Genomic DNA, 24,558 nt, shown 5'->3' on the forward strand with positions numbered 1-24,558 from the left:
TTCAACTTCATTCAATAAAGAAATACAGCACACCACTGCGATTAAATTTAAATATACTAAAAATCAAAAAGGAGCTGGACAAAAAGTCCAGCTCCTTTTTAGGTAATTAATAGGTTTTAAGTGATTTGGCAAGATATCCTTTGCGGTTTAATACAGATACTAAGGTATTAATTTTAATTGGATCAGTTGCTTTATCCAAGGTAATCATAACAAAGGGATGTGGATTTAAAGGGGTTGCTTTAAAGGTTAGTAAAGAAGAATAGGTTAAGTAGCGATGAGTAATCTTTAAAATCCGGTGTAAGTCTCGGATAATATCACTCAGTTCTACGCGAATAACATAGGGAGATTGACCTTCCCAAGCTTTAGAAAGATAACTAGTAAAATCTCCGTGGTAAACTACGCCAACAAAGTGGTGATTTTGGTCTAGAACGGGTATATAGGGAAGATCGCGGATGGTAAACAAGAGGGTATGGAGGGAATCTTGAATATGGACAATTCGTGATGAGTTTTTCAGTAGGTTAGTGACCGATACTTGACCTAAGTCTTCCTGAGGATGGTGAAAGGCGTATTTGTAGATATGATATTTATAAATATTCCCCCGAAATAAACTATTACTTGCATCCACGACTGGGGCACAGCGTTGGTCAGTATCCTCTAGAATCATCAGTGCATCTCGACAATTTAGTGATTCGGGAATAGTTGTGATGTCCTCTTTAGGAATTAATAGTGATTCAATCATGTCATCCCTCCTTTAAAATTTTATGTGATTTCAGTAGCATATTGTAACAAAGCCTTAGAAAAATAACAAGGCTTCCTCATTGTATTTTAATCAATTGTTTTATTTCTTAGTTTATTTCAAGGTGAAAGGAGGGTCGTATCAAGAAAAGATTGCATTTTATGGCTTAAAATAATATAGTATGAAGTGATAAATATTTTTTATAATAAAGGAGAGAAAATTAATGGGTTCCTCGGGGTCCTTGTGGACACAATTATTAACAGTTTTTATTCTTACAGCGATTAACGCTGTCTTTGCGGCATCAGAATTAGCTTTTGTGTCGGTAAATCAAACTAAGCTCATGCAACTAGCTGATGAAGGTAATAAAAAAGCAAAAAAGGTCTTAGCTTTACTAGAAAATTCTGATGATTTCTTAGCCACGATTCAGGTAGCCATAACTTTAGCTGGTTTCTTATCTTCAGCATCCGCTGCAACTTCGTTTGCAGATCGTTTGGCGCCATACCTATCGGCTGTGCCAGGAGCACAAACCCTAGCTGTTGTGATTGTAACCTTAATTTTATCTTATTTAACCTTAGTTTTAGGTGAGTTATTTCCTAAACAAATTGCCTTACAAATGCCAGAACGAATTGCTATGGCAACGGCAGGACCAGTCGGCTTAATCAAGGTTTTTTTCAAACCCTTTGTCAAGCTCTTATCTTTATCGACCGGCCTCTTACAAAAGATTACTCCGATTGAATTTTCTAAAACGGAAGAGAAATTTACCCGAGATGAAATGAAAGTTATTTTACAAGAGTCTCGTAAAGAAGGCTCCATTGACTTGACCGAATTTACCATGTTACAAGGGGTTCTTTCCTTAGATAATAAATTGGCTCGTGAAATTATGGTACCACGGACAGATACCTTAATGATTGATATTGAAGATGACTATCATGAGAATTTAGATACGATTTTAAATAGCCCTTATTCACGAATTCCAGTTTATCAAGATGATAAGGATAATGTCATTGGGATTATTCACTTAAAGAATATTGTTAAAGCTGCTCAAAAACAAGGCTTTGATAATATTGATATTAAAGAGATTATGACGGAGCCTCTAGTGGTTCCTTCAACCATGTTTATTGATGATTTATTAATTGAATTTCGCCGCATCCAAACCCACTTGGCTATTTTATTTGATGAATATGGTGGGGTAGAAGGAATCGTTACCCTTGAAGATATCTTGGAAGAAATTGTAGGTGAAATTGAGGATGAATCCGATGTGGATACCAATGAAGATATTACCAAGATGGATGATAACTATTTCTATATTAATGGTGGGATTGCCATTGAAAAATTCAATCAATATTTTGACCTTGAATTAGAAGCTGAAGAAGTTGATACCCTTGCTGGTCTTATCATTTATCATATTGGTTATGTGCCAGATGATGATGAACAGATTCATTTACGGGCGGGTCAATATGTTTTAACCACTTCTGCGATTGAAAATGGTCGGATACGGGGCATCCAGTTAGTCCGTGATGCAAACCATGACCTAGAGGTTGAATATGATTTAAGTTCGCCGGAAGAACAAGCTAAGTTTAAAGAAAGCTTGGAAGAATTGATTGACGATTCAGAAGAATAAGAATACTTTTGAACAGACCTTAAGAAGACAATTGAAAGACTTCTTACTGGTCTGTTCCTTTATTATGGAGGAAGTAAATATGTTAAATGAAATGATGCACCGGCCCATTGTCATGGATAAAGTCCTTGATTTTATGCGCCACAATCAAAGCTCTTTTGCAGGTGCCTTAGGAGAAATAGAAGCCTATGCTAACGAACGTGGGATTCCGGTGATTCCCCATGAATCGGCTAAGTTTATTGATTTTCTGTGTGCAAGTCTTCAACCCCAGTCTATTCTAGAAATCGGGACTGCGATTGGTTTTTCTGCTTCTTTGATGGCCCAGCACCTTGATGGGGGAGGACACTTAACTACAATTGACCGTTATCCTAAAATGTTTGAGCGTGCGAAAGAAAATTTTGTTAAAATGAATTTACAAGATCAAATCACCCTCCTAGAGGGAGATGCCCAGGATATCTTGCCAACTTTAAGTGGCGATTATGATTTGATTTTTATGGATTCAGCTAAAGCCAAGTATGTAGACTTCTTGCCAGAGTGTTTACGGCTTTTAAAGCCTGGTGGCATTCTTTTAATCGATGATGTCTTCCAAGGTGGGACGGTCTTTGATGATGAAAGTCAAATTCCTAAACGAGTCCGTAAAATTCATCGTAAATTAAACGAACTCTTTGAGACAGTTTTGCCTGATTCAAGCTTAAGAACATGTCTTTTGCCCCTAGGGGATGGCTTGATGATGATACGTAATGAAAGGAAATTAGATGGGAAAATTTAAATTAATTGCCCTCGATTTAGACGGTACCTTACTGGATGACCAGAAACATATTCCAGACATTAACTTACAGGCAGTGGCCACTGCTCAGTCTGAAGGGTATCAAGTGGTCTTGTGCACGGGACGCCCTTTAAACGGTGTAATTCCCTATGCTGATCAGGTTTTTGGGCAAGCACCAGCATATTTAATCATCAATAATGGGACGAATATAATAAAATGGCCTCAAAAAGACCTCCTAGTTGATAACTACCTAAAGATTCAAGAAAAGAAAGTATTTGGTCTTTAGTAGCTCCTTTTTTGGATCAAGGCTTAGAGTTAGCGGCCATATCTTATGATGGACTCTATCTAGTTGGTAAAGAGACGCCGTCTGCTATGATGGAAGCAGAAGCGCGCATCACTTTTTCAGATTTAAGTTTCTTACCAGTTGATCATTTTATCAGTCAAGATGATTTGAATAAGTGTATTTTACTTGGAGAGTCAGCGGTCTTGGATCAAGTTCAAGCTCAAGCAGAGCAGATAAATTTTTCTGTGGTTAACCTAATCCGGAGTCAAGCAAGTATCTTAGAATTTTGCTTACCTGGTATCAATAAGGCCCAGGGTTTGGCGAAACTTTGCCGGACTTTAGGGATACAATTAGAAGAGGTTATGGCAGTCGGCGACCAATTAAATGACTATGAGATGTTAGCGGAAGTAGGTCTGTCGGTGGCTATGGGACAATCTCATCCACAAATTCTAGCCTTAGCAGATAAGGTGGTGGCTTCGAATGAAGCCGGGGGTGTAGCCCAAGCTATTTATGAATTATTAGATAAGTAACGGCAAAAAGTTAAGCATAATTAACATAAAATTCACACTTTCATGTTATCATTCAGATTTGAATGAGAGAATTTATAAAGATAAAGGTGGTAAACAATGAAGAAGCTAGTCCTATCTCTTGTCGGCCTCGTGCTCCTATTAGTTGTAGGATACGGTGCTGGTATTGGTTATTATGCCGATAAATTTCAGGCGAACACAAAATTTGGTTCAATAGATGTGTCAAATTTGAGCCTGGCCCAAGCCCAAGAGAAAATTAAAAAAGAAGTTAATAATCGTCAGGTCACAATTAATGAAAATGGTAAGCAATTAGGTACGATTAAATTGTCTGATTTAAAGCCTAGTTTTGATTTAGAAGATGGTCTTAAACAAGTCTTTAATTCACAAAACCCAAATGCATGGGTGACTTATTATTTTTCAACTACAAAATTTGATAATCAAGTGACAAAAGAAGTGAAGGTTGATAAGAGTCAACTAGGAGACGCCTTGGCAAAATTAGATATTACTAATGAAGACCGAACTCCTACTAAAGAGGCTAGCATCGAATATACAGAGGCGGATGGCTATCATGTTGTGCCGGCAGAAATGGGAAACCAGTTTGATGTGGATAGTTTATCTCAATTAATTCTCGATAATATTAAAACAGGTAAATCAAGTGTAGATGTTAAAGAGGCCTATATTAAGCCAAACGCTAACGGTAATGATAAAAAAATAGAAGAAACCATGGCAGCGATTGATAAGGCGGCATCGACCAAGATAACTCTAGAAATTGTTGGAGACAAGGTTGAAGTGCCGAAAGAAGAAATTCTAAAGGCGATTAATTTTAATGATGCAAATGAAATTGTTTATGACCAAGCGACCTTACAAGAATATGTTAAAACTTTAAATGACAAATATGCTACCTTTGATAAAACCCGTAAGTTCAAGTCTACCTTACAAGGTGAAGTGGACGTTTTACCGGGCACTTTAGGGTGGTCAATTGATAGCGAATCGGAAGCTGCCCAATTGGCGGCTGACTTAGAAGCAGGTAAAGATGTTAGTCGTGAACCTGCTATTGTTGGAACTGGCTACGGTAGCACGGGTGACGATATCGGCTCAACTTATGTCGAAATTGATATGGCTAATCAAACCATGTTTATTTATAAAGACGGTCAAATTGTCTTGGAAACTCCAATTGTAACGGGCCGTGTCGGTACTGATACGATACCAGGTGCTTATAGTGTTTGGGACAAGCAAAAAGATGCTGTCTTAAAGGGATATAATTCTCATACGCAAAGAGATTACGCTCAACCAGTGGCTTATTGGATGCCATTTGATACCACCGGCCAAGGAATTCATGATGCGTCATGGCAATCTTCCTTTGGTGGTGACACTTATTTAAATAATGGATCTTTAGGTTGTATCAATACTCCGCCAGATGTCATGGGTCAAGTATTTGAAATTGTTGAAGTGGGTACACCGGTTATTGTATTTTAGTTAATTGAGAGCGGGACAGAAGTTAGGAAATCGGAGATTTTCACGCTTCTGTTCCGCTCCCTTCTTATAAAACTAGAAGTTGAAATTTAAGCAAATAATGCTTGTTGACCGCTTTTATGATAGAATAGACAAGAAGCCGAGTATATAAAAAGATAAACTCTAGTAAGGAGTGAACGAAATGCATAAGATTTTAGTGGTAGATGATGAAAAACCAATTTCTGATATTATTACTTATACGTTAAAAAATGAAGGCTACGATATAGTCACTGCTTTTGATGGTGAAGAAGCACTCGAACAATTTGAAAAAGAAAATCCTGATTTAGTCTTATTAGACCTTATGCTACCTAAGAAAACAGGGCTTGAAGTCTGTCGGGAAATCCGTAAAGATTCAGCGGTACCAATTATTATGTTAACCGCAAAGGATTCTGAGATTGATAAGGTTGTTGGGCTAGAACTGGGTGCGGATGATTATGTGACTAAACCATTTTCTAACCGAGAATTAGCAGCCCGGGTCAAAGCCTCTTTACGGCGCAATGCGCTCGTAACTTCAGATACTTCTGAAACAGAGTCTTCCGATATTGTGATTGGCGATTTGGTAGTGCATCAAGAAGCCTATATTGCTTCCAAACGAGGTCAAGAAATTGAATTGACCCACCGTGAGTTTGAATTACTTCATTATTTAGCTAAACATATTGGGCAAGTCATGACACGAGAACATTTACTCGAAACAGTTTGGGGTTATGACTATTTTGGGGATGTTCGAACAGTGGATGTGACAATTCGACGGTTACGGGAAAAAATTGAAGATCAACCGAGTCATCCATCCTATATTGTCACCCGTCGCGGCGTCGGTTATTTTTTAAAGAACCCTGATCAGGAGTAAGCATGAAACGACGTACATTTCACATTTTTCAATCAATATACTTTAAAATCCCCTTGCTATTCTTATTTATTTTGATGGTTTCTTTTCAATTTATCGGTGTCTTCTTTATTGATAAATTAGAAAACCAATCGGTGAATTCTTTTAAGTCACAGATAAATACGCAAGGGGATTTTTTGGCGAGTAATTTAATTCCTATTTTGACTGATGAAAACCTATCGGAGGATGACCTAACCCTCCGCCTCGATCAAACCATTGATACTTTCTCATCCTCTAATCCTACTAAGATTTGGGTTTTAAATCCGAACCAAACAATTCTGGCCACAGATCAAGATATCGAACGAACCCAAGTCGGGGCCCAATATAATAATGCAGCGGTTCAGGAAGTGCTTCTGTCCCGGTCTAGTTTTGCTGGGGAAATTGATTCAAATACCCGCCAACCTATTTATCAATTGGTTAAGCCAATTATTAGCAATGATTCCCAAGTTCTGGGCGCCATTGTGATTGAAGCAAGTATGGAACATATTGTGACCCAGACCCGGGATATTATTCAATTATTTTTACAATCAGTTCTTTTAGCCATTGTGATTGCGATGACGATTGCTTTCTTCCTATCGCAAGGCTTAACCCGACCCATCGAAAATATTCGCCAACAAGCGATTCGCATTGCGGAAGGGGTTTATGACTATCCTGCTCATGTCTTTGGCAAAGATGAATTGGGCGAGTTGGCTCTGACAATCAATGAACTGGCGGATAAGGTAAAAGATGCCCAAGAATCGACTGAATCTGAAAAACAACGTTTGGATGGGGTTCTACGGCATATGCGGGACGGGGTTATTTCGACCGACCGGCGGGGGCGCGTTGCTTTAGTTAACGATCGTGCTTTGTATCTATTGAATATTTACCAAGAGCAAGCTATAGGCAAATCAATCGTAGAACTATTAGACTTAGCAGATGATTATTCTGTGCATGATTTAATGTTTGAAGATCATGAAGTCAAAATTGAAAAGACCATCAAAGATATTCAGACAATTATAAAGGCCGAATTTTCTGTGATCCGCCGTGACACTGGTTTTGTTACCGGCTTAGTTTGTGTGCTAACGGACGTAACTGAACAAGAGAAAACCAACCAAGAGCGGCGTGATTTCGTATCAAATGTATCGCATGAGTTGCGGACGCCCCTGACTTCCGTTAAAAGCTATAGTGAAGCCTTACTGGATGGGGCTTTGCAAGATACCTCATTGGCCCAACCCTTCTTAGAAGTAATTCAATTGGAAAGTAACCGGATGATTCGGATGGTATCTAACTTACTAGACTTATCTAAAATTGATGGGGGCCAAATTATTTTACAAAAAGATTTAGTGGACTTTAAGCGCGTGGTTGATCATATTGTTGATCGAATGGAGTTTACGCTTGAATCGGGTCAGAGGGATAAAAATTATAAAATCGTTCGACATTATACACCCCGGGATATCTATGTTGATATTGACCAAGACCGAATGACTCAAGTGATTGATAATTTAATTAACAATGCGATTAAGTATTCCCCCGATGGGGGCAAAATTACCATTGGGCTCGAAGATAATCGTGATAGTGTCATCTTTTCTGTGTCTGACCAAGGGTTGGGGATATCCCAAGTCGATGCTGAGCATTTATTTGAACGTTTTTATCGGGTGGATAAGGCGCGCTCACGAGAGCAAGGTGGTTCAGGCTTAGGCTTAGCCATCTCTAAAGAAGTTGTGGAGCTCCATGGTGGACGAATCTGGGTTGAATCGATTGAAGATGAAGGCTCTACCTTTAGCTTCGAGTTGCCGTTTACCAGTATGGATGAACTTGAAGGGGAATGGGAGGAGTTTGAATGAAAGAAAGAAATATAATCACCCTTTTTTTAGCCTTTTTTGTTCTGGTCTCTTTATTATTTTCTTACTATTTACTTTATGATGTGACTGGCTTTTCTACTTTAATTGGACGAGATCAATCAAAAAATACAGTTGATGCTAATATTGCTACACATTCGAATGAAGAATATTATCAGGCGACCCAGTTAAAGCTGACCGATATTTTGACTTTCAAAAATGTAATTGTGCGACTGGATGATCAAGCCTACAAGGTAAACCAAGACGACAAGTTAAAAACCTTACTTGGTTATTTAAATAATCAAGCGATAGAAGTCCAAGATAAGGAAGAAAGTTTAAGTCCAGAAGAGTTTAACCAATTATTTAATGGGAATTATTTAGAGTTACAATTTTCTGCCAACCTACCTCTCTCTGTTTATGATCAGTGGATTAAGAATTGGGATAAGCATGAGGATTTCCCCATAAACAAGGTTTTAATTCCTTTAGATGAAAATGAAGAGCAAATTGTTTATCTGATTGATGGAGATAAAAAAAGCTATGTCCAAGCAGAATTAAATTCAGAATTATCGGCGGATGAATTGGCTAGTTTATTTAGAGATGAAAAGCAAGATTTTACTCCTGTCCACCGTTTTTTAGGGGCGCAAGGCTTTCATTATTTACCGGTCGATGGGCCTAAAGTAGATTCTCAAGAATATACTCTTGAATTATTGCCAGAATCTCTTTATGTCAGCAAAATGTTTAGCGATGGCTCTGATTATTCTGTGCCAGACTCTAACAGTAATATGAGTATTTATAAAAATTATCAATATACATTAGAAATTAACCGTCAACAACAAAAACTTGATTATGTGATTAACCGAATATCACAAGGGGAGCGGGTATCTAAAAAAGATCAAGTACTTAATTCCTTTGCGCCCATTTCACGCTATGAATTTTGGAACCATGATTTTAGGATTGAAGATTTTAATAATAGTATTGCCACCTATCGGCGTTATTTGAATGGGATGGCAATCTATAGTCCCTTAACTTCGGTAGACTATGGTGCGGCTTTTGTTCATTTAAGAAATGATGCCTCAGGTGAAATATATCGCTATCAAAGTTCTTTAGTAAATTTCTATGCCCATGTCATCGACCAATCCCAAAGCCAGCAATTAGAAACGGGGCAGGAAATCTATGATACGCTCTTGGATTATGGTTATGATATGGATCAGTTTTCAAAAATTGAAATTGCTTATGAGTGGCAAAGTGATATGGAAGATTTCAAAAAAGTAAAATTAATACCTAAGTGGTTCTTGACTTTGGACCATAAGACCTATAGTTTAGATGCCATTAAGAGTGAAGAGTTTGCCACGACTTGGCAAGACCGCATGACTAATATGCAAGATGAGGAGGAAGAATAGGCATGGATTTTAAACGAATCAATGTACTCTTACTTGTCTTTTTCATCGTGTTTGATTTTTACTTACTCCACATGTTATTTACTCGGGTGGAGGCTGATACAGATCAATCCACCCAACAGGTAGAAAGAGCTGTCGAAGATGAGTTAGAAGCTAGAAATATTGGTTTTGAAACTTTAGGTGAAGAAGCTATTCAACTTCCGCTGCTAAAAACGCAAAATTCTAATCATTTAGCTGAAAATATCGGACAATTACAAAATCAAACGGCCACCATGGATAGTAATCGGCAGTTAACGTCGAGTTTTGACCAACCATTAGACTTAGGTTTGGGAATTAATCAAGAAACAGCTGGTTTATCTGATGAACAGTTTAAATTACTCTTGGATAATTTCCTAAGACGGCCTGAATTAGTGATTAATGGTGATCTTTATAAATCATATTGGTACATACCTTCTGAGCGTTTAATAATATTAAGGATGATGGATGAGGAAGGTCATGTAATAATTGATGGCACAGCTGATTTACGTTTATTGCTAGATGAAAACTATCAACTTATTTCCTATACGCAAACCTACCAAGCTGGTTTGAAGCAACTTGATACCCAGGTTCAGGCTCTTTCAGAAAAAGCAGCCATGGAAATTCTGGAAAGTCGGATTGAAACAGCAATTCCTGATAATTCTCAAATTATTACGGCTCGTTTAGCCTATTATCGCTATACTGCCCTTAAGGATTATAATATTTATTCGCCTAGTTGGGAATTTATTTATAGTCGGTCAGACGGAACCTTACGGACAATTATGGTTGACGCCACACGGGGTCAGGTAGTGAATCGGAATCAAGTTATGATCAATTAGTTATATACATTTATTTAAAAATATAACAAACTCCTAGAATAGCCCAGTTTTTGCTTTAACATGTAGTTCAAGCATCATACAAACCGATATAGGTTGGCTGCTTTAGGAGTTTTTCTAATTCATAAATAAAATATTTATTAAATCTGACTCAAAATTAGTTAGGAAAATTTTATTTCATGGTAAAATAAGCTTAAGTAAGTGGAAGGGAATGTGGAAAAGTATGACTAATAAAATAAAAAAGATTTTTAGATTGTTGCTTGCTCTCAGCTTAACTTTTCTGGTCTTGGTATTCGCACCAAGAGTTCAAGCCCAAGATGTGGATTTTGATATCACTGCGCTAGATATTGTTGCTGATGTTGAAGCTTCCGGCGATGTACACTACCAAGAAATTTATACTTATGATGTGAATTATTTTAATGGTATGCGTGTGAACAAGGACTACGGTGGACATACCTTAACCAATTATAAAGTGGGTATTCTCAATTCAGAAACAGGTCAGGTTGACTATCTAAAGGAGTCTAATAATCAAACGGATAATACCTTCTCTTATGTAGATAACGGGCGAGAAGGGACTTTCACTGTTTATCGTCGTACTGAAGATCAAAAGGTTAAATTGGTTTTAGAATATACCTTAGACGGAGTAATTACCAACTACAATGACACAGCAGAATTTAATCAAAAAATTGTTGGTTCAGCTATTGATGAAAGGTTAGATGTCACAGCACGAATTAATTTACCGGGTAAAGTAGCGAATAAAGAAGACTTTCGGGCTTGGGGCCATGGCCCAAGTAATGGTCAAGTCTACCCTAAAACAGAGAATAACCAATCGTATATTGAGGTAGAAGTACCGAGTAATCCCTCAAATCAATTTGTCGAAGTTCACGCAATCTTCCCAACATCTTTAACGCCGAATAATACCAATGTTGTGGCAGAAAATAAGAAAGAGAACATTATTGAAACGGAGAATGCTCAGGTGGAAGCAGACCGGAAGGCCCACCAGAAAAACCAACTTATTCTTTTAAGTATTGCAGCTGTTTTTGCTTTACTAGGCTTACCAATGACAGTCTTTTTATACTTCTTTTATTTCAGAGCACGTAAGAAAGCCAATCCTCAACCCGTGCATGTGCCAGACCATGTCTACTCTCTACCAGATGATGTGAGTCCAGCTGTTATGGCAGCGGCGGTCCTAAGACCTGAGCCGAATAGTGATGATTTTTCTGCGACGATACTAGATCTAGCTCGTAAAAAATATATTCATTTAAATGAAATTAAGAAAGAAAAACGGGGCTTTTTAAATTTCGGTACAGATGAGACCTTAGAGATTTCCCTGAATCCACAAGCGCCGAGTCGGGACCTTTTACAAAAACACGAACAATATGTTTTAGATTATTTAACACCTGAAGAAGGTCAAAGCCAAACTTTGGAAGATATTTCAGAACGGATTTCTCACCATAAGTCTTACCGTAAACAACAAAATTCCTATTGGACTCGGTTTAAAAATAATGCAGCAGTCAAAGGGGAACGTCTCTTCGGTCCCAAACCTAAAATCATTAATGCTTTATTCGCTCTATGTGTCCTAGGGATTGTGATGACTGTAATTGCAACTATCTTAAGTCTCGTGTCTTTCTGGCCTCAAATGGGTTGGCAAGTATGGGTAGCGATTATGATTTGGAATCTAGCAAATATTCTAGCCCTTATTGTGCTCATGGTCTTAGTGTGGAAGAAACCACCTATGACGACCCAACAAGATAAAATGACGAAAGAATGGCAAGGTTTTGCTAATATGTTAGAAGATGTCGGGCAAATGGATATGCGCCAAGTTGCATCTCTACCATTGTGGGACGAATATTTGGTCTACGCAGTTTCCTTGGGGGTGGCGGATAAAGTGATAGATGCCATGAATAAAACCTATGGAGCAGAAGAGCTTGAAAACCTATCTATGCCGGGTACCTTCTATTCCAATCCCTTTTATATTAATCAAATGCTACGTAACTCTGTCTCTGAAAACATTGTATCCGCAGCACCTAAACCTTCTTCCTATTCTGGATCCAATTCAGGCGGTTTCGGGGGCGGTTTCTCAGGCGGATCTTCAGGTGGGTTTGGGGGCGGCTCAGGAGCAGGTGGCTTCTAAGACTTGCAGACTAAGTCTTAGCATGATAAGCTAACTTAATCCTGTATCCTTAATTAAGCAACTTAGAAAGTGATTAGATGTCTTTGGAAAAAACCTTAAATTTAAATATTAATAGTCCTTTTAAGCAAGGGCCATCTGACTTAAGCTTTTCAATTTTAGCTTCTGGTTCTTCAGGTAATTGTACTTATATTGAGTCGGCGACAACCCATTTGATGGTGGATGCGGGTCTAAGTGGCAAACGCATCGAAGGTCTCTTTCAACAAATTGACCGGTCACTTGCCCAAGTGGATGCCATCCTAGTCACCCATGAACATAAAGACCATATTCATGGGGTTGGGGTTTTGTCACGTAAATACAACTTACCTATCTATGCCAACCGAAAAACCTGGTCGGTGATGGCGAATATGATTGGTAAAATTGCTCCAGAAAACATTAAATATATTGAAAATGAAGAGATGATTACCATTGGAGATATTGATGTTTTAACCTACAATGTAAGCCATGATGCAATTCAACCACAATTTTATGCCTTTCAACGGTCTAAAAAGCAGTTTGTTATGTTGACTGATACAGGTTATGTTAGCCAACGACTTCGGGACTTACTGAAAAATGCCGATGCATATTTAATTGAATCCAACCATGAAATTGAAATGCTGAGGTATGGACCCTATCCCTGGTCCTTGAAACAACGCATCCTGAGTGATAAAGGACATTTATCGAATGAAGATGGTGCCTTAGCCATGATAGATTTAATCGGTGAAAAGACTAAAGATATTTATCTGGGCCACTTAAGTCGAGATAATAATACAAAGGTTCTAGCCTTGTCTGCCATGGAAGATACCTTGACACAGTATGATTTTGATATTAAACGTCAGATTAAATTGCATATGACTGATCCAGCTATGGCGACAGAACTAAAATATTTATAGAACTTCAGTATATGGGAGCGGGACTTTTTGTCCCGCTCCCGAGTTTTTTATAAATATTTGTGAAAGGGCTTTTCCGTGGTAAAATAGATCTATATTTAAAAGGAGGTTTTTACATGGTAAAACGTTTTTTAAGTGCGAATACGTCTGAGATTTTAGCAATGTCTGGTGCGGAATTAAAACAAAGTATAAAAGCATCAGAAGGCCGAATCATTGTTTCTGAAAATGTGGTCATGGCAGCGCCTGTGATTGGGGATATTACCAATGCTGAAATGGCCCGCGCTTTTGGGGCAGATTTACTCTTGTTAAATGGTTTGGATGTTTTGAATCCAGTTATTAATGGATTGGGTGACTATGAAGGTAATTTCGTAGACCGACTTCATCATTTAGTGGGTCGTCCCATTGGGGTGAATTTAGAACCGGTTGACCCTAATATTGAGATGATGAGTGAGCTGATTGAAATTCCTAAAGGCCGTCAAGCCAATCCTGAAACCTTAGCTGAAATAGAAAAACTGGGGATGGATTTCGTTTGCTTTACCGGAAATCCAGGGACTGGCGTTACTAATCAAGCCATTATTGATACAGTCAAACAAGCCCGCCAATCTTATTCAGGCTTGATTATAGCTGGTAAGATGCATGCGGCTGGGGTGGATGAACCGGTCTTAGATTTGGATATTGTGCAAGCCTTGATTGATGCCGGAGCGGATGTTATTTTAGCCCCTTCAGTTGGTTCAGTGCCTGGCTTCCAAGCCCAAGAATTGACTGAGGCAGTTAAGATTGCTCACCGTCATGGAGCACTTGTGATGTCTGCTATTGGTACCAGTCAAGAATCGGCTGAGCCAGAAACAATCCGGTATATGGCCATCCAAAATAAGATGTGTGGCGTAGATATGCAACATATTGGTGATGCCGGTTATGGTGGTTTAGCGCCAGTTGACAATATCTTAGTCATGAGCCGAGCCATCCGCGGCCAACGCCATACGCTTTCTATGATCGCGCGTTCAATTAATCGATAATTACTGATAGTTGTTAAAAAACAATCTTTTTACGAGACTTTTTACCTCAAGAAAGATTGTTTTTTTTATTAGAGTGGATGGATATAAGCTATTTTTATTCGGTTGTCTAATCTAAAAGTATGTGATAAAGCTTTGAAAAGTATATATAGTTTTATAATTTACTTATATTTTATGGTTTAATAATGCAGTGAATAATTTCGGAGATTATGGTTTAAATTTAAAAAAACTGTAATGTCAATCTTAGTTTGTTTTTATAACATATATAAAATTTAATGATTTGCAATGAAAAAATATTATTTTTATAATTTACTTAAGAGGTACTGTAATCACTTTTTTAATATAGACTTATGTCTAAGGAACTCGCTAAAGGTTCACTAAGTTTAGAAAGGATGCGTCAAAATCAAACAATTTTAGGAGGAAGGGAGGTAATCAAAGTAGCTATATAGTTTTACTATCCAGGATAAGTTAGAATATTGCCAAAGGAGGTAAAATCATGCAAGCATTAAATAATAAGCAAGTAGTTAAGGCTTCACTTGCTTGTTTAGCTTCAATCTTTGTACTAGGAACGACCAGCCAAGTTAATCATGGGGGTGAATTCCTATTCTCTCCTGTTTCCGTTAATGCTCAAACAGTGTCACCTGAGGACCAAGCTCAGAAAATTTTGGGGCAATTGGTGGAACTTTACCCTGAGACTCCCTTGCCCAATCATATTTTAACGGCACAATCGCCTGAGTTCCTTTCTGCTGCGACGACCGGCCAAGAAAAAGATGGAAAATTCAAAATTCTTTATTATGCCACTGAAAATCCAATAGACTTAGACGATACAAAAGTTAATAACTTACAACCCCTTGCTTCATTTGAAAAAGTCACCTATCCAGATAAGAACCAAGCTCAAGAGGCTGTGAATCAAGTGATTGATCCAAATGGTCAGGAAATTGATTTGGGCTATGGGATTATTGGTTATCAAAATGGTGGCGCTGGATCACGCTTTACTTATTGGCAGGAAGGCAATTGGGCGCTAGGGGTCCGGACCCCAAACATGGAGAATGCTGAGTTTATCGAACTTCCATATCAAGTTGTGACCTATTTGGAAGAGCACTTGTTGCCAGCACCCCGAGATAAGGGACAAATCAGCCTGGATGAAGGGGCTGCCTCTGATTTAGGTGTTAACCAAATTATTTGGCAAGAGGATAATATTGTCTATTCAATTAGTCATGTCGATCCGATGGCTGCGATTATTATGGCAACTTCAATCACTGAAGCTGCTGAATAATGATTAATGATGCAAGATAAGATTTTGGATAAATTTTACTAGAAAAGAAATGTTTTGTTAATTGAATAGTCAAAAAAACAGCTAGGAATACCTATAACATAGGATTCCTAGCTGTTTTTAAAATTAACCAACACTACCTTCCATTTCATTTATGCAATTTATGGTAATAAACGATAGTGTTTTAGGGTTATTATAAAGCGGTTTTTAGATAAAGTAGATTAGTGTAATTGATACTAAGAACGTATTAACGTATTAAAAACGTATTTAGTTAGCTCCCCGTCATTGAAGCTTAGCCGTCCATTTCCTGGGCGGTTATTTAATATAATTTTTGTTAGTTTATAAACTAACTGTTTGAATCATAGCCTTTTAAGTGGTAAAAGTTTTTTACATGGTTAGGGTATCAATAGTATGAGCTTCCCAATTTTCATAAGCTTCTATTTTTGCATCTTGGGCATTTTTCGAATTATTAACTAGATTTTCATACATCATCATGCCGTAAGGGTCATTGCTGATTGTTACAGATGATTTATAAAATTCTAAATCCCGTTTAAATTTGGCCATTAAGTCCTCAAAAACAGCCTGTTTACTTTCATAATCAGGATATAAAATTTCATTATTCTTGGCTACACTTATGATTTTTTTCATAGCGGTTGGAATTGCTACATAACGTTTAATATAAGTGTTTAATTCTGTTCGATTCATATCTAAGCCATCTAGCAAGTTTAATTCTGAAGCTATGTCTGCAGTGATAGCTTGGGTGTTCTTTTCGATTTTTTCCGACTCATCAGTCAAGAATTTATCCATTTCATTATAAAGCGGTTCTAAATAGTCATAGGGCTCTTTATTTTCGCTCTTAAAGTCATTTAATCGCTTATCATATTCCGACCGATATATTTTACCTTGCTGTAGTTCACTTTGCAATTTATTATCTAACTCAATATATTGGCGCTTTAATTCTACACGTTTTTTTCCATAAGCATTAATTTTTGTCTGTAAATCTTTAATAGTTGTCATTTATTATCTCCTTTATGTTTTTTCTAACTCTATTCAGCATCAGCTTTTAGTTAAAAGTTTTCTTGCTGTTCATTCTCTAACGCTTCCAATCTTTCCAGTATCTCCGCTTGCATATCTATTTCTAGGCCGTGATAAGCTTTCTCTAGTACTAGATTACAAGCTTGTATTTTTGCATAAGGTGAAACCTTGTTATCGTCCAGAATCTGCTCCAGCACTTCGGTGGCTTTGGTAGATAGGTACTGTAAGCGGGTGGTAGTCAAGTCCATTATATTTCGCCTCATTTGCTTATAGGCTTCTTGAAACTTATCCGTACTTAGCCAGCGGTTTGCTGTTGACCTTGGCACATCCGCCATTCTACAAGCCTTAGTCACATTGGGTTCTTGCAATAGTGCTAGCAGAAATTTTTCTTGTCTTGCGTTTATAGCCAATTGTCATCACCTACTTTCTTATAATACCAATCCCAAGCCTTACCAATTCGTTTTTCTTCAGTGTCATCTTTCGGGAAAAAATTAATCAAAATACTAGACACCTCGCTAGTATTAGCATCAACAAATTGTTCCATGGAATCAAAATCAGTAAATATTTTTTTAAAGTGACCACTTCTAACGATTATTCCGTCCCCGTCTTCTGTTGGTTCTAAGATTAGAAAATAGAATGCATTTTTAGCCTTTGCTTTTCGTTCTAATTCAGTGACTTTATCGCTCAAATTCTTAAAATATCTTATTCTATTCTTCATTTCTCACCCCCTAGGTAAATGTCCCATTGTGTTTATATGTTTTTTCGCATTAATCACCCCCCTTAAATAGCCGTTTCTAGCTCATTTCAAAGTGTTAGGTGGGTAATGGTAAGTGAAATAGTCTTTAAATCCTTGTATAAAGATGGTAACCATCTTCATCAGTTAAATCGAAAGGGTAGCCTTTCTCTTTCTCGTAAAGCCCATTCTCATAGATATACCTAACCATGACTTGGCTTAGTTCTTTATGGGCTTGGTACAATATTGCTTGGGTTCTTCCTGGAGTCAATCCGACTTGTTCGGCAACTTCAGCAATCTTTGGAGTTCTAGCAATCTTATAGCCCATCATGATACTTTGGTCACCACTTCTTACAGTAATTTCTGGTAGTACCAGCCACTTCATTATGAATACCTTGGCGCACAATGGATCAATACTTTTTAGATTGACTAAGTAATGGTTCAGCCATTCTAAATCATCCGCACTTGCCACATCTTTTAATTGATAGATAATACATAAACGTATAAGCTTACCAGGTTTTAACGAAAAGGTCAGATTTTTATATTTTACTCTTTGCGTAAGCGTCACACACTCACCCCCAATTCTTTGAATAAATCGTCAACAGCACTAGCCATTCTTTCCCACTCTAATTTTCGTTGTTCCTCATATTCAATCATCATTTGCTTTTTACTAGCCACCCAATGGGCATCTAAATAGAATTCAATTTCCTGGATATAATCATACAATGCTTGTAATTCTGGGCTAATTAAATCATGTTTTAAAGCCGTTTTAAAGCGGTGTAGGTCTTCCTTGGTATATTCTTCCAATAGTAGGGCATAACGCTTCCTGGCTCGCTCTGCTTTAGCATAAAGGGTGTTCTCGTCAGCAATAATCTGGCACACTGAATTAAAAGGGTCACAAGCGGTTTGCCACTCTGGATTGGTTAGGCCAGCTAGCATTGTGCCAGTCATAGAACGCTGCAAATAGTAGAGCCTACTTACTTGCTTGGCTTTATATTCTAGCTCTTGGGCTTTAGTTTCTAGGTTTAAATAATGGGCTAGGGTCTGCCTCATTAGTGATTCATTGTCATTCACACAATTCGCACCACCTCACACAATTAAAAAGAGCAACTCAAAAGATAGATAGGTTAGTATCTGCCTTTGGTTGCTCCACTTGGCTTATTTATTTTTTTCTTCTGAATCGCAGTAGAATGTCAATTCCCTTGCCGTGTTCTCTAAATGTAATCCTTGGTAATAAAAATGACGAATTAGTCATAAGGTAATTTAGCAACTCATCATCTTGTATATCATCAGCCAGTTGGTGAAATGCTTCAGATATAGTGGACTTGTCTAGGTTCTTCTTAATCTGTAACGTAAATTCATCCATCCAGGTACTTGTATAGTAGGATTCTCGGTTATTTTTTAACATATCAGCACCTACACTTTTTCTGTTTCAGTTCTGTGTATTGTTTTAACCTCGCCTTGTTGAATGACCAGCTCAATCCGCCCATAATTTAGCGGTTTAATTGGGGTGATCTTGTTGCCATGTTTGATTAAAATATAACCTTGGTTTAGTAAGTTAGTTGGGTTTCCCATTTGTCACGCTCCTTTTTTATCAATTGATTTACATCATTTCCTAATAAATTTGTGATTCTATATCCATTTGCATATCGATCATTTCATCTCTTAGCTTCAATTCCATATCCGTTATGGAACAATCTAGCCCATCTTGGCCTTTCTTTAGTAGGGTTATTTCTTTTCTTAGTTGTTTAACAATGTTCTTCATTTCCTTGGCTTTATCGGCATGGGCTGTTTTGATAGATTTTAGGCCATCAAATATCTGTTCTGTATAATATTCTAGGTCAGATAATCTTGACTGAATCATGCTAATGTCTTGTCTGATATATCTAATTTCTAAATCAATTTCTTCATTAGTTGGTATCATAGTTAGTCCCTTTCTATAATTTAGCTGAAAGTCTGGCAATCTGGCAAAAGTCTGGCAATCTTATAAACGTTGATTTAACAGTATTTGTGTGGGTGGTTGCCATACTTGCCAAGTTTCCAGGTTTTCTATACCTTTTTATATTTTTACTAATTAAAAAGCAGTATCGTTGACTTAGCTATTTAAATTAAAAATATTTGGTACTCTAATCCCCCGTTCAATTCGCACTATTTACCGTTGCTATCCATTCAGATTCTGTAAAAACATCTCCATTTTTAACATTTCCAATCAATTTCTTTAATGGTTCAATTGGCTTACTACATTGTTTTGCATAGCTTGAAGCTAGATACAGATCGTTATTTCTTTCAATAGATTCACCTTTAATAATTCGCTCGTATGCTTCCTTACCTAGACCGCCTGAACCTGTTAAATGTGAAAAATCATAATTAGTTAATGTAGCGGCAACTGAATATTTATTAATTTTCTGTTCTTCAAAATTTCCTCGTACAGAAAATATATGTTTTTCAAAGTCCCCCTCATAATAAACGGGTTCATGCAAGTTAGTAATTTCATATTTACCCTTTTTTGTAACACTACCACCAAAAACAAAATAATTATTGTCGTGCGCCTTTATATCTACACCGTCTAAATATCCAATTTTTTGGCCGTATTCAATGCCGTTGTGCTTTTTGAATATAATATGCTTCCCACCGCTCGGAGTGCTTTGTACCATTGTATTTTTGGCATTATCAACCAATTCATCATAGTACGGGATTCTCTTTAATGATTCAAAACCATTGTGGCCATGTAAATCAATATCGATACACCACACCCCTCGGGTTAGCATGCCAAATGCAGATACTTTTGAATATGCTTCAATATTTCGATTTACAAAATCTGAATCAATCGTTATATCTTTAAATGCTACAATTGGTTTTTTATGTTGATCTAAAGGGATAATTTGTAGTCCATAATTTAGTAGATCAATTGCTAAATCGTATCCGTTCATTTTGACCTCCTTTATATTTTATTGACTTGAAATTATTTAATACTTTTATACCCCTTACGCTTAAATCGATACCCCTAAAGAAGTATTTTAAAAATAAAAATATAAACGTTGATTTAAAGCCATTCTTAAAAACAAAATAATAGTTGTCTTAGAGATAATAGTAATAAGAGTAAGGAGTTGATACATCAATATTTTAAGCGTATTTTTAAATGTAAGTTTAACGTAAGGCTTACGCTTGTAAAAAATCAATAAGAGTAAGGTTTTTTGTCACTTACTCTTATTAAGAGTAATGATTTATTTTATTTTTTGACTATCATATTCTTCTAACATCTTTAAGGAAGCATTAAATATTTTTTTGTCGCCTATTTTATGGACTCTGCAAGTCAAGCCGTCTATCCATTTTGGTTTATTAATAGCGACTCCGATTTTTTTCATATCTTCTTTAGCTTCTTTAAATCTTAAGTTGCCATAATCTTCATAAATAGCAGCTTTTAATATCTCGTCTTTGGACAGAATAAAGCCATGTTGCGCTATTGTTAGAATCATAATGCGTTGCGTTTCTGTAAAATCTTCTGCACTTGCATAGTTCTTAAGAACCGTATCTTTAAAAATAAACTTACCGCCTATTTCATTAAGATAGTTCAAACTGTTAATTAGAAAAGATACAGAAGCCTGTAACGATAACTCATTGTTCGGCTCGATAAAGTCCCAATAAGGTTTAAAGTACTCATGTCTTTCCCTAGTGGTTTCATTCTTTGGGCGGTCTTTAAAAGCTATTTTTACCGTTCTAGAGGTATTTGCGGTAATATCACCAATATCCACATTTTCATTCGTGTCTAAAACTAAAACCGATTCATTTTTGAAGCTAACGGCATTTTTACCTAATGATCTACCTGTTATAATTTCCCCTGTAGCGATTTTCCTCAATGCTCGCATGCCTTTTGCATCGATTGAACCTGATTCGTTAGCATGCGCCACATCAGCCCCCATAAAGGATAGCCATGCGTTTTCAGTTGAAGCCCCTTGATTATAAACTAGAGCGTCCATATTAACGGGATTTACTTTGAATATCTTATTGAAAGTTTTCATGAAAATTCCTTTACCAGTTCGTCCAAAGTCCTTCAATAAGAACCATTTTTCAGAAGGTATTAACTTCATCTTGCGTAACAATATATATGCATGTAACAATTTTATGTTGTTTAGACTTTCATTCTCATTTGCAATATTCGTAAGCATTTTATCAGCAAAAGACGCGTTTATATCTGATTCAGAGATTTCAAAGTATTCAAAAAATAATTCATTTTCTTTTGGTGGTTCACGCTTCATTATTAGTTGCTCACAATCAAAGCGCCAATCAATACCTGAAATAGAATATTCCAATAATTGGTAAGAATGCCTTAATTGCATGTGTTCTGAATAAAGTTCCAACATCACATCAAAAAAATCATCAATATATAATGCAAAGTTCTTCCCTGTAGGGTAATATTCATTAAAATTTTCATGTTTAATCGTCTTAAAGCTATGCTCATTCACGATAACAAAACTGTTTAACTTCTTTGAATAAATAACCTTGTTAGATGCTAAATCAATGAAAAATCGTGCATAATTATTAAAATGATCTGATTTAATAATTTGAGTTTCATTACCGTTTTTATTCTTTTTGGTATATAAACTTCCATAAAATGCACCTAGATTTTTCGAGTCAATAATATAAGACAAAGGAACATTCGAATATATTTCGGGCTCTCGTCTGAATTTCTGTACATATGCTTCCCCAATATTTTCAGTCAATTGGAATATATCGTTTATATCTGCAAAGAATATTTTATTTAAAATATTTTTTATCGTTGCTAAATTCCTGATTTGACTAACGTTATCAATATTACGTTTAATAACATTTAGTTCATCAGTTAGATATTTGGCGTCAATATCATCATAGTTCAATATATCGCTCCTTTCTTTATAGATTCCTCTTTGTTTGTATCAACATGCTATTTAGTCAATAGCTTAATTTCCTTAACAATATCTTCCGCCATCTGGTTTAATGCTTGGCGGTGCTTATTAAAAAAGTTTACAATTCGGTCATATTCTGCTTGGCCATCGTGTTCTAATACATAAGCTAGGTATTCATCTACAAAGTCCATCTGTCTACACCTCACTATTACTTAGTCTAGTTTCGGCAAGCTCTTCTTCATCATCACAATTAAGTAATAGAGTCGCAACAACATCTAATGTTTCGATAATAGCGTCGTTTACTCTACCTTGCTGGCTCAAAAAACTTATAAGCCAGGTTTTCAAAACCACATACTTCAAGAGTATGTAGACAGCAAAGCGTTTCAATACTTGTTCGGTGTAGTTCTAGCTGGTTTATAATTTCTGCAAGTTTAGATCCTAAGTCTTTGAGTTCGTTACTGGTCATAAGTACATTTTTATTTTCGTTCATTCTAGGTTTCTCCTTTATAAGTTGTTGGCAATCTGCTATAATGAACACAAATAGGTATATGACTTCCTAATCAATACCCTTGCCCTTGGAATTGCCGTTCCTGGGCTTTTTTTATGTTCATTTGCCATCGTTGGTTGCTCCATTCTGGTACAAAGTTTCTAAGCTCTTGACGGGGGAGCATTTTTAATATTTTAAATCGTTTAGAAACTCGTGCACATCGTTAATATCAAACATAATCTCTTTACCTTTATGGAATGATTTCAAGCCTAGTGCTTGCCATTCCCTTATTTGGGCTGGGCCACAAGTAAAGTATTCACATAACTGTTTCTGATTAAAGTAACGGCTATTGGTGAGTGCTTTTTTTGTGGCTTCTTCCACCGCCTTTTTAGCCAGGTCAAGGAAGATGCTATAGATCTGTTGTTCTTGGTCTGGTGGTAGGCTTACCAGGAAAGACGGGGGATTTTGTTGGTTTATCATTGAATCACCTCCTAATCAATTTACTTTTGCATACTTTTTATTTAAAAAAAATATCGTCAATAGTTATTGTAGGATTAATAAAACGGAATATTTCTTTAAGTTTAATTTTTTCTTGGTCAGTAAATTTAGCTTTGCCTATTTCTTTTCTAGAATATGATTGCTTAGTAATATTTAATTTATCAGCAATTTGGGTTTGTGTTAATCCCAACATATTTCTATATCCCTTAACTTTGTTAATATTATATGTAATCAACCTAGCTCCTCCTTTCTTTACTTCTGCATACAAATCGTAACATGACAAATTGATTCAGTCAATACTTTTATTTACTTTTTCTGATAACTATTGTAAAATTACAATGAAAAGAGGGATAAAATGAGTAATGCTGATGTAGGTTGGAAAATAAAAAAGATAAGGCTAAACCTCGGTGAAACTATGGAAGAGTTTGGAAAAAGGTTTAATACTAGCAAAGGAACAGTTAATAACTGGGAAAAAGGAAGAAATTTACCTAATAAAAATAACTTACTGTTAATAGCTGAACTTGGTAACACCACCGTTAATGACCTGCTAACAACTCCTGATGATAGTACAATTTTTGATAGGTTATTATTGACTGGCATTACTTCAGTTGAAAAAATATTAGGTTTTCCAAGTGAAAAAGAAAAATCTGATATACGCGACAGTAATTTGCGCAAAAAAGCTCAACAAAAAAATATTGATTACTTTAATAAACATTGGGAAGTATGGACTGGGCATGATTACAACTACATTCTCGCACAATATAATGAAAATAAAATAGATGTGTTACCTACTGAAAAAGAGTTAGCAGTTATTCGGGAAATTAGTAAGGAAAACTTTTACAAATTATATGATTATGATGCAAGTTTATTTTTTTCAGAATCTGTAGCCAGACGACGACTAAGCATAGCCATTGCTTTTACACAAGGTTATGAAGCGATTAATCCATGGTACACTACACAAATTAAGTACTTTATAGATGAGGTCGAAAGGGCAGAAACCTTAGTACCAAAAAATATTTCTAATGATTTACATAATTACTCAAACAAACTGAAAAAAGTTGTTGATTATTTAAATAATATTGATAAAAAATAACCATCATTCACACCATAATTTTTATATTATGTCCGCTCCTGGTAACCAATCCATTTAAGCGGACTCCTTAACGCTCTTGACGGGGAGTAAGGA

The 24,558-nt window shown here is 36.5% G+C and carries 28 protein-coding genes; 14 read left to right on the plus strand and 14 right to left on the minus strand.

Annotated features, from left to right (window positions below; all coding sequences use genetic code 11):
* Positions 1 to 106: 106 nt before the first annotated feature.
* Positions 107 to 739 carry a cyclic di-AMP binding protein CbpA gene (gene cbpA, locus G396_RS10120; protein WP_006418810.1) on the minus strand — a complete coding sequence of 211 codons (633 nt, stop codon included), beginning with the start codon at positions 737 to 739 and terminating at the stop codon, positions 107 to 109.
* Positions 740 to 959: 220 nt separating this feature from the next.
* On the opposite strand from cbpA, the gene G396_RS0104220 reads away from it, so the two are divergent.
* From G396_RS0104220 to G396_RS10125, 13 genes are all read left to right on the plus strand, one after another.
* The gene (locus G396_RS0104220; protein ID WP_028125147.1) at positions 960 to 2,357 is read left to right on the plus strand and encodes a hemolysin family protein; all 1,398 of its coding nucleotides are present in this window, start codon (positions 960 to 962) and stop codon (positions 2,355 to 2,357) included.
* Between the two features lie 79 nt (positions 2,358 to 2,436).
* A complete protein-coding gene (locus G396_RS0104225) occupies positions 2,437 to 3,123 on the plus strand; it encodes an O-methyltransferase (RefSeq protein ID WP_028125148.1) in 687 nt (228 codons plus the stop codon).
* On the plus strand, positions 3,110 to 3,406 hold the full coding sequence (locus G396_RS11910) for an HAD hydrolase family protein (RefSeq protein ID WP_028125149.1): 297 nt from the start codon (positions 3,110 to 3,112) through the stop codon (positions 3,404 to 3,406). Before G396_RS0104225 ends, G396_RS11910 begins: the two co-directional genes overlap by 14 nt.
* A gap of 11 nt (positions 3,407 to 3,417) precedes the next feature.
* Positions 3,418 to 3,933, plus strand: a complete 516-nt coding sequence (locus G396_RS11915) for an HAD hydrolase family protein (protein ID WP_028125150.1) — start codon at positions 3,418 to 3,420, stop codon at positions 3,931 to 3,933.
* Positions 3,934 to 4,029: 96 nt separating this feature from the next.
* Positions 4,030 to 5,406, plus strand: coding sequence for a L,D-transpeptidase family protein (locus G396_RS0104240; RefSeq protein ID WP_028125151.1), 1,377 nt, complete (start codon positions 4,030 to 4,032; stop codon positions 5,404 to 5,406).
* A gap of 178 nt (positions 5,407 to 5,584) precedes the next feature.
* On the plus strand, positions 5,585 to 6,289 hold the full coding sequence (yycF, locus tag G396_RS0104245; protein ID WP_006418916.1) for a response regulator YycF: 705 nt from the start codon (positions 5,585 to 5,587) through the stop codon (positions 6,287 to 6,289).
* Positions 6,290 to 6,291: 2 nt separating this feature from the next.
* Positions 6,292 to 8,148 carry an ATP-binding protein gene (locus tag G396_RS0104250; protein ID WP_028125152.1) on the plus strand — a complete coding sequence of 619 codons (1,857 nt, stop codon included), beginning with the start codon at positions 6,292 to 6,294 and terminating at the stop codon, positions 8,146 to 8,148.
* A complete protein-coding gene (locus tag G396_RS0104255) occupies positions 8,145 to 9,542 on the plus strand; it encodes a hypothetical protein (protein WP_028125153.1) in 1,398 nt (465 codons plus the stop codon). The genes G396_RS0104250 and G396_RS0104255 overlap by 4 nt, the downstream gene beginning before the upstream one ends.
* A 2-nt stretch (positions 9,543 to 9,544) precedes the next feature.
* Positions 9,545 to 10,393, plus strand: a complete 849-nt coding sequence (gene yycI / locus G396_RS0104260) for a two-component system regulatory protein YycI (RefSeq protein ID WP_006418865.1) — start codon at positions 9,545 to 9,547, stop codon at positions 10,391 to 10,393.
* A 220-nt stretch (positions 10,394 to 10,613) separates the two neighbouring features.
* On the plus strand, positions 10,614 to 12,524 hold the full coding sequence (locus G396_RS0104265) for a DUF2207 domain-containing protein (RefSeq protein WP_162139961.1): 1,911 nt from the start codon (positions 10,614 to 10,616) through the stop codon (positions 12,522 to 12,524).
* A 77-nt stretch (positions 12,525 to 12,601) separates the two neighbouring features.
* Positions 12,602 to 13,453, plus strand: coding sequence for an MBL fold metallo-hydrolase (locus tag G396_RS0104270; protein ID WP_006418904.1), 852 nt, complete (start codon positions 12,602 to 12,604; stop codon positions 13,451 to 13,453).
* A gap of 113 nt (positions 13,454 to 13,566) precedes the next feature.
* Positions 13,567 to 14,466, plus strand: coding sequence for a DUF7916 family protein (locus tag G396_RS0104275; protein ID WP_028125156.1), 900 nt, complete (start codon positions 13,567 to 13,569; stop codon positions 14,464 to 14,466).
* Positions 14,467 to 14,959: 493 nt separating this feature from the next.
* Positions 14,960 to 15,739 carry a hypothetical protein gene (locus G396_RS10125; RefSeq protein ID WP_051221109.1) on the plus strand — a complete coding sequence of 260 codons (780 nt, stop codon included), beginning with the start codon at positions 14,960 to 14,962 and terminating at the stop codon, positions 15,737 to 15,739.
* 384 nt (positions 15,740 to 16,123) lie between these two features.
* On the opposite strand, the gene G396_RS0104285 is transcribed toward G396_RS10125, so the two are convergent.
* From G396_RS0104285 to G396_RS0104350, 13 genes are all read right to left on the minus strand, one after another.
* Positions 16,124 to 16,753, minus strand: coding sequence for a hypothetical protein (locus G396_RS0104285; protein ID WP_028125157.1), 630 nt, complete (start codon positions 16,751 to 16,753; stop codon positions 16,124 to 16,126).
* A gap of 50 nt (positions 16,754 to 16,803) precedes the next feature.
* Positions 16,804 to 17,181, minus strand: a complete 378-nt coding sequence (locus G396_RS0104290) for a hypothetical protein (RefSeq protein WP_028125158.1) — start codon at positions 17,179 to 17,181, stop codon at positions 16,804 to 16,806.
* Complete coding sequence (locus G396_RS0104295) at positions 17,172 to 17,489, minus strand: hypothetical protein (RefSeq protein ID WP_028125159.1); 318 nt, start codon at positions 17,487 to 17,489, stop codon at positions 17,172 to 17,174. Before G396_RS0104295 ends, G396_RS0104290 begins: the two co-directional genes overlap by 10 nt.
* A gap of 124 nt (positions 17,490 to 17,613) precedes the next feature.
* Entirely contained in the window at positions 17,614 to 18,072 is a 459-nt protein-coding gene (locus G396_RS0104300) for a hypothetical protein (RefSeq protein WP_028125160.1), read from the minus strand.
* Positions 18,069 to 18,578: a hypothetical protein gene (locus G396_RS0104305; protein ID WP_028125161.1), complete on the minus strand. Its 510-nt coding sequence runs from the start codon at positions 18,576 to 18,578 to the stop codon at positions 18,069 to 18,071. The genes G396_RS0104300 and G396_RS0104305 overlap by 4 nt, the downstream gene beginning before the upstream one ends.
* A gap of 342 nt (positions 18,579 to 18,920) precedes the next feature.
* Positions 18,921 to 19,079 (minus strand): DUF2292 domain-containing protein, encoded by a 159-nt coding sequence (locus G396_RS11375; protein WP_155857401.1) that lies wholly within the window; start codon positions 19,077 to 19,079, stop codon positions 18,921 to 18,923.
* A 40-nt stretch (positions 19,080 to 19,119) separates the two neighbouring features.
* Positions 19,120 to 19,368 carry a hypothetical protein gene (locus G396_RS0104320; protein WP_155857402.1) on the minus strand — a complete coding sequence of 83 codons (249 nt, stop codon included), beginning with the start codon at positions 19,366 to 19,368 and terminating at the stop codon, positions 19,120 to 19,122.
* A gap of 274 nt (positions 19,369 to 19,642) precedes the next feature.
* Positions 19,643 to 20,434, minus strand: coding sequence for a bifunctional DNA primase/polymerase (locus tag G396_RS0104325; protein WP_028125164.1), 792 nt, complete (start codon positions 20,432 to 20,434; stop codon positions 19,643 to 19,645).
* Positions 20,435 to 20,728: 294 nt separating this feature from the next.
* Positions 20,729 to 22,378: a hypothetical protein gene (locus G396_RS0104330; protein ID WP_051221111.1), complete on the minus strand. Its 1,650-nt coding sequence runs from the start codon at positions 22,376 to 22,378 to the stop codon at positions 20,729 to 20,731.
* Between the two features lie 47 nt (positions 22,379 to 22,425).
* Positions 22,426 to 22,578, minus strand: a complete 153-nt coding sequence (locus G396_RS11380) for a hypothetical protein (RefSeq protein ID WP_155857403.1) — start codon at positions 22,576 to 22,578, stop codon at positions 22,426 to 22,428.
* 113 nt (positions 22,579 to 22,691) lie between these two features.
* The gene (locus G396_RS0104340) at positions 22,692 to 22,877 is read right to left on the minus strand and encodes a hypothetical protein (protein WP_028125166.1); all 186 of its coding nucleotides are present in this window, start codon (positions 22,875 to 22,877) and stop codon (positions 22,692 to 22,694) included.
* Between the two features lie 183 nt (positions 22,878 to 23,060).
* On the minus strand, positions 23,061 to 23,354 hold the full coding sequence (locus tag G396_RS0104345; RefSeq protein ID WP_028125167.1) for a hypothetical protein: 294 nt from the start codon (positions 23,352 to 23,354) through the stop codon (positions 23,061 to 23,063).
* 37 nt (positions 23,355 to 23,391) lie between these two features.
* Positions 23,392 to 23,607 (minus strand): helix-turn-helix domain-containing protein, encoded by a 216-nt coding sequence (locus tag G396_RS0104350; RefSeq protein ID WP_345917259.1) that lies wholly within the window; start codon positions 23,605 to 23,607, stop codon positions 23,392 to 23,394.
* A gap of 120 nt (positions 23,608 to 23,727) precedes the next feature.
* On the opposite strand from G396_RS0104350, the gene G396_RS11790 reads away from it, so the two are divergent.
* Positions 23,728 to 24,465, plus strand: a complete 738-nt coding sequence (locus tag G396_RS11790; RefSeq protein WP_248623901.1) for a helix-turn-helix domain-containing protein — start codon at positions 23,728 to 23,730, stop codon at positions 24,463 to 24,465.
* Positions 24,466 to 24,558 lie beyond the last annotated feature (93 nt).

It is taken from the genome of Eremococcus coleocola DSM 15696, from assembly GCF_000428865.1.
Taxonomy (GTDB): Bacteria; Bacillota; Bacilli; order Lactobacillales; family Aerococcaceae; genus Eremococcus; species Eremococcus coleocola.

Excerpts from the sequence above, each read along its gene's own strand:
- cbpA (WP_006418810.1), bottom strand. The coding sequence starts at position 739 with ATGATTGAATCACTATTAATTCCTAAAGAGGACATCACAACTATTCCC.
- G396_RS0104220 (WP_028125147.1), top strand. The coding sequence starts at position 960 with ATGGGTTCCTCGGGGTCCTTGTGGACACAATTATTAACAGTTTTTATT.
- G396_RS0104225 (WP_028125148.1), top strand. The coding sequence starts at position 2,437 with ATGTTAAATGAAATGATGCACCGGCCCATTGTCATGGATAAAGTCCTT.
- G396_RS11910 (WP_028125149.1), top strand. The coding sequence starts at position 3,110 with ATGGGAAAATTTAAATTAATTGCCCTCGATTTAGACGGTACCTTACTG.
- G396_RS0104240 (WP_028125151.1), top strand. The coding sequence starts at position 4,030 with ATGAAGAAGCTAGTCCTATCTCTTGTCGGCCTCGTGCTCCTATTAGTT.
- yycF (WP_006418916.1), top strand. The coding sequence starts at position 5,585 with ATGCATAAGATTTTAGTGGTAGATGATGAAAAACCAATTTCTGATATT.
- G396_RS0104250 (WP_028125152.1), top strand. The coding sequence starts at position 6,292 with ATGAAACGACGTACATTTCACATTTTTCAATCAATATACTTTAAAATC.
- G396_RS0104255 (WP_028125153.1), top strand. The coding sequence starts at position 8,145 with ATGAAAGAAAGAAATATAATCACCCTTTTTTTAGCCTTTTTTGTTCTG.
- yycI (WP_006418865.1), top strand. The coding sequence starts at position 9,545 with ATGGATTTTAAACGAATCAATGTACTCTTACTTGTCTTTTTCATCGTG.
- G396_RS0104265 (WP_162139961.1), top strand. The coding sequence starts at position 10,614 with ATGACTAATAAAATAAAAAAGATTTTTAGATTGTTGCTTGCTCTCAGC.
- G396_RS0104270 (WP_006418904.1), top strand. The coding sequence starts at position 12,602 with ATGTCTTTGGAAAAAACCTTAAATTTAAATATTAATAGTCCTTTTAAG.
- G396_RS0104275 (WP_028125156.1), top strand. The coding sequence starts at position 13,567 with ATGGTAAAACGTTTTTTAAGTGCGAATACGTCTGAGATTTTAGCAATG.
- G396_RS10125 (WP_051221109.1), top strand. The coding sequence starts at position 14,960 with ATGCAAGCATTAAATAATAAGCAAGTAGTTAAGGCTTCACTTGCTTGT.
- G396_RS0104285 (WP_028125157.1), bottom strand. The coding sequence starts at position 16,753 with ATGACAACTATTAAAGATTTACAGACAAAAATTAATGCTTATGGAAAA.
- G396_RS0104295 (WP_028125159.1), bottom strand. The coding sequence starts at position 17,489 with ATGAAGAATAGAATAAGATATTTTAAGAATTTGAGCGATAAAGTCACT.
- G396_RS11375 (WP_155857401.1), bottom strand. The coding sequence starts at position 19,079 with ATGGGAAACCCAACTAACTTACTAAACCAAGGTTATATTTTAATCAAA.
- G396_RS0104320 (WP_155857402.1), bottom strand. The coding sequence starts at position 19,368 with ATGATTCAGTCAAGATTATCTGACCTAGAATATTATACAGAACAGATA.
- G396_RS0104325 (WP_028125164.1), bottom strand. The coding sequence starts at position 20,434 with ATGAACGGATACGATTTAGCAATTGATCTACTAAATTATGGACTACAA.
- G396_RS11380 (WP_155857403.1), bottom strand. The coding sequence starts at position 22,578 with ATGGACTTTGTAGATGAATACCTAGCTTATGTATTAGAACACGATGGC.
- G396_RS0104340 (WP_028125166.1), bottom strand. The coding sequence starts at position 22,877 with ATGAACGAAAATAAAAATGTACTTATGACCAGTAACGAACTCAAAGAC.
- G396_RS0104345 (WP_028125167.1), bottom strand. The coding sequence starts at position 23,354 with ATGATAAACCAACAAAATCCCCCGTCTTTCCTGGTAAGCCTACCACCA.
- G396_RS11790 (WP_248623901.1), top strand. The coding sequence starts at position 23,728 with ATGAGTAATGCTGATGTAGGTTGGAAAATAAAAAAGATAAGGCTAAAC.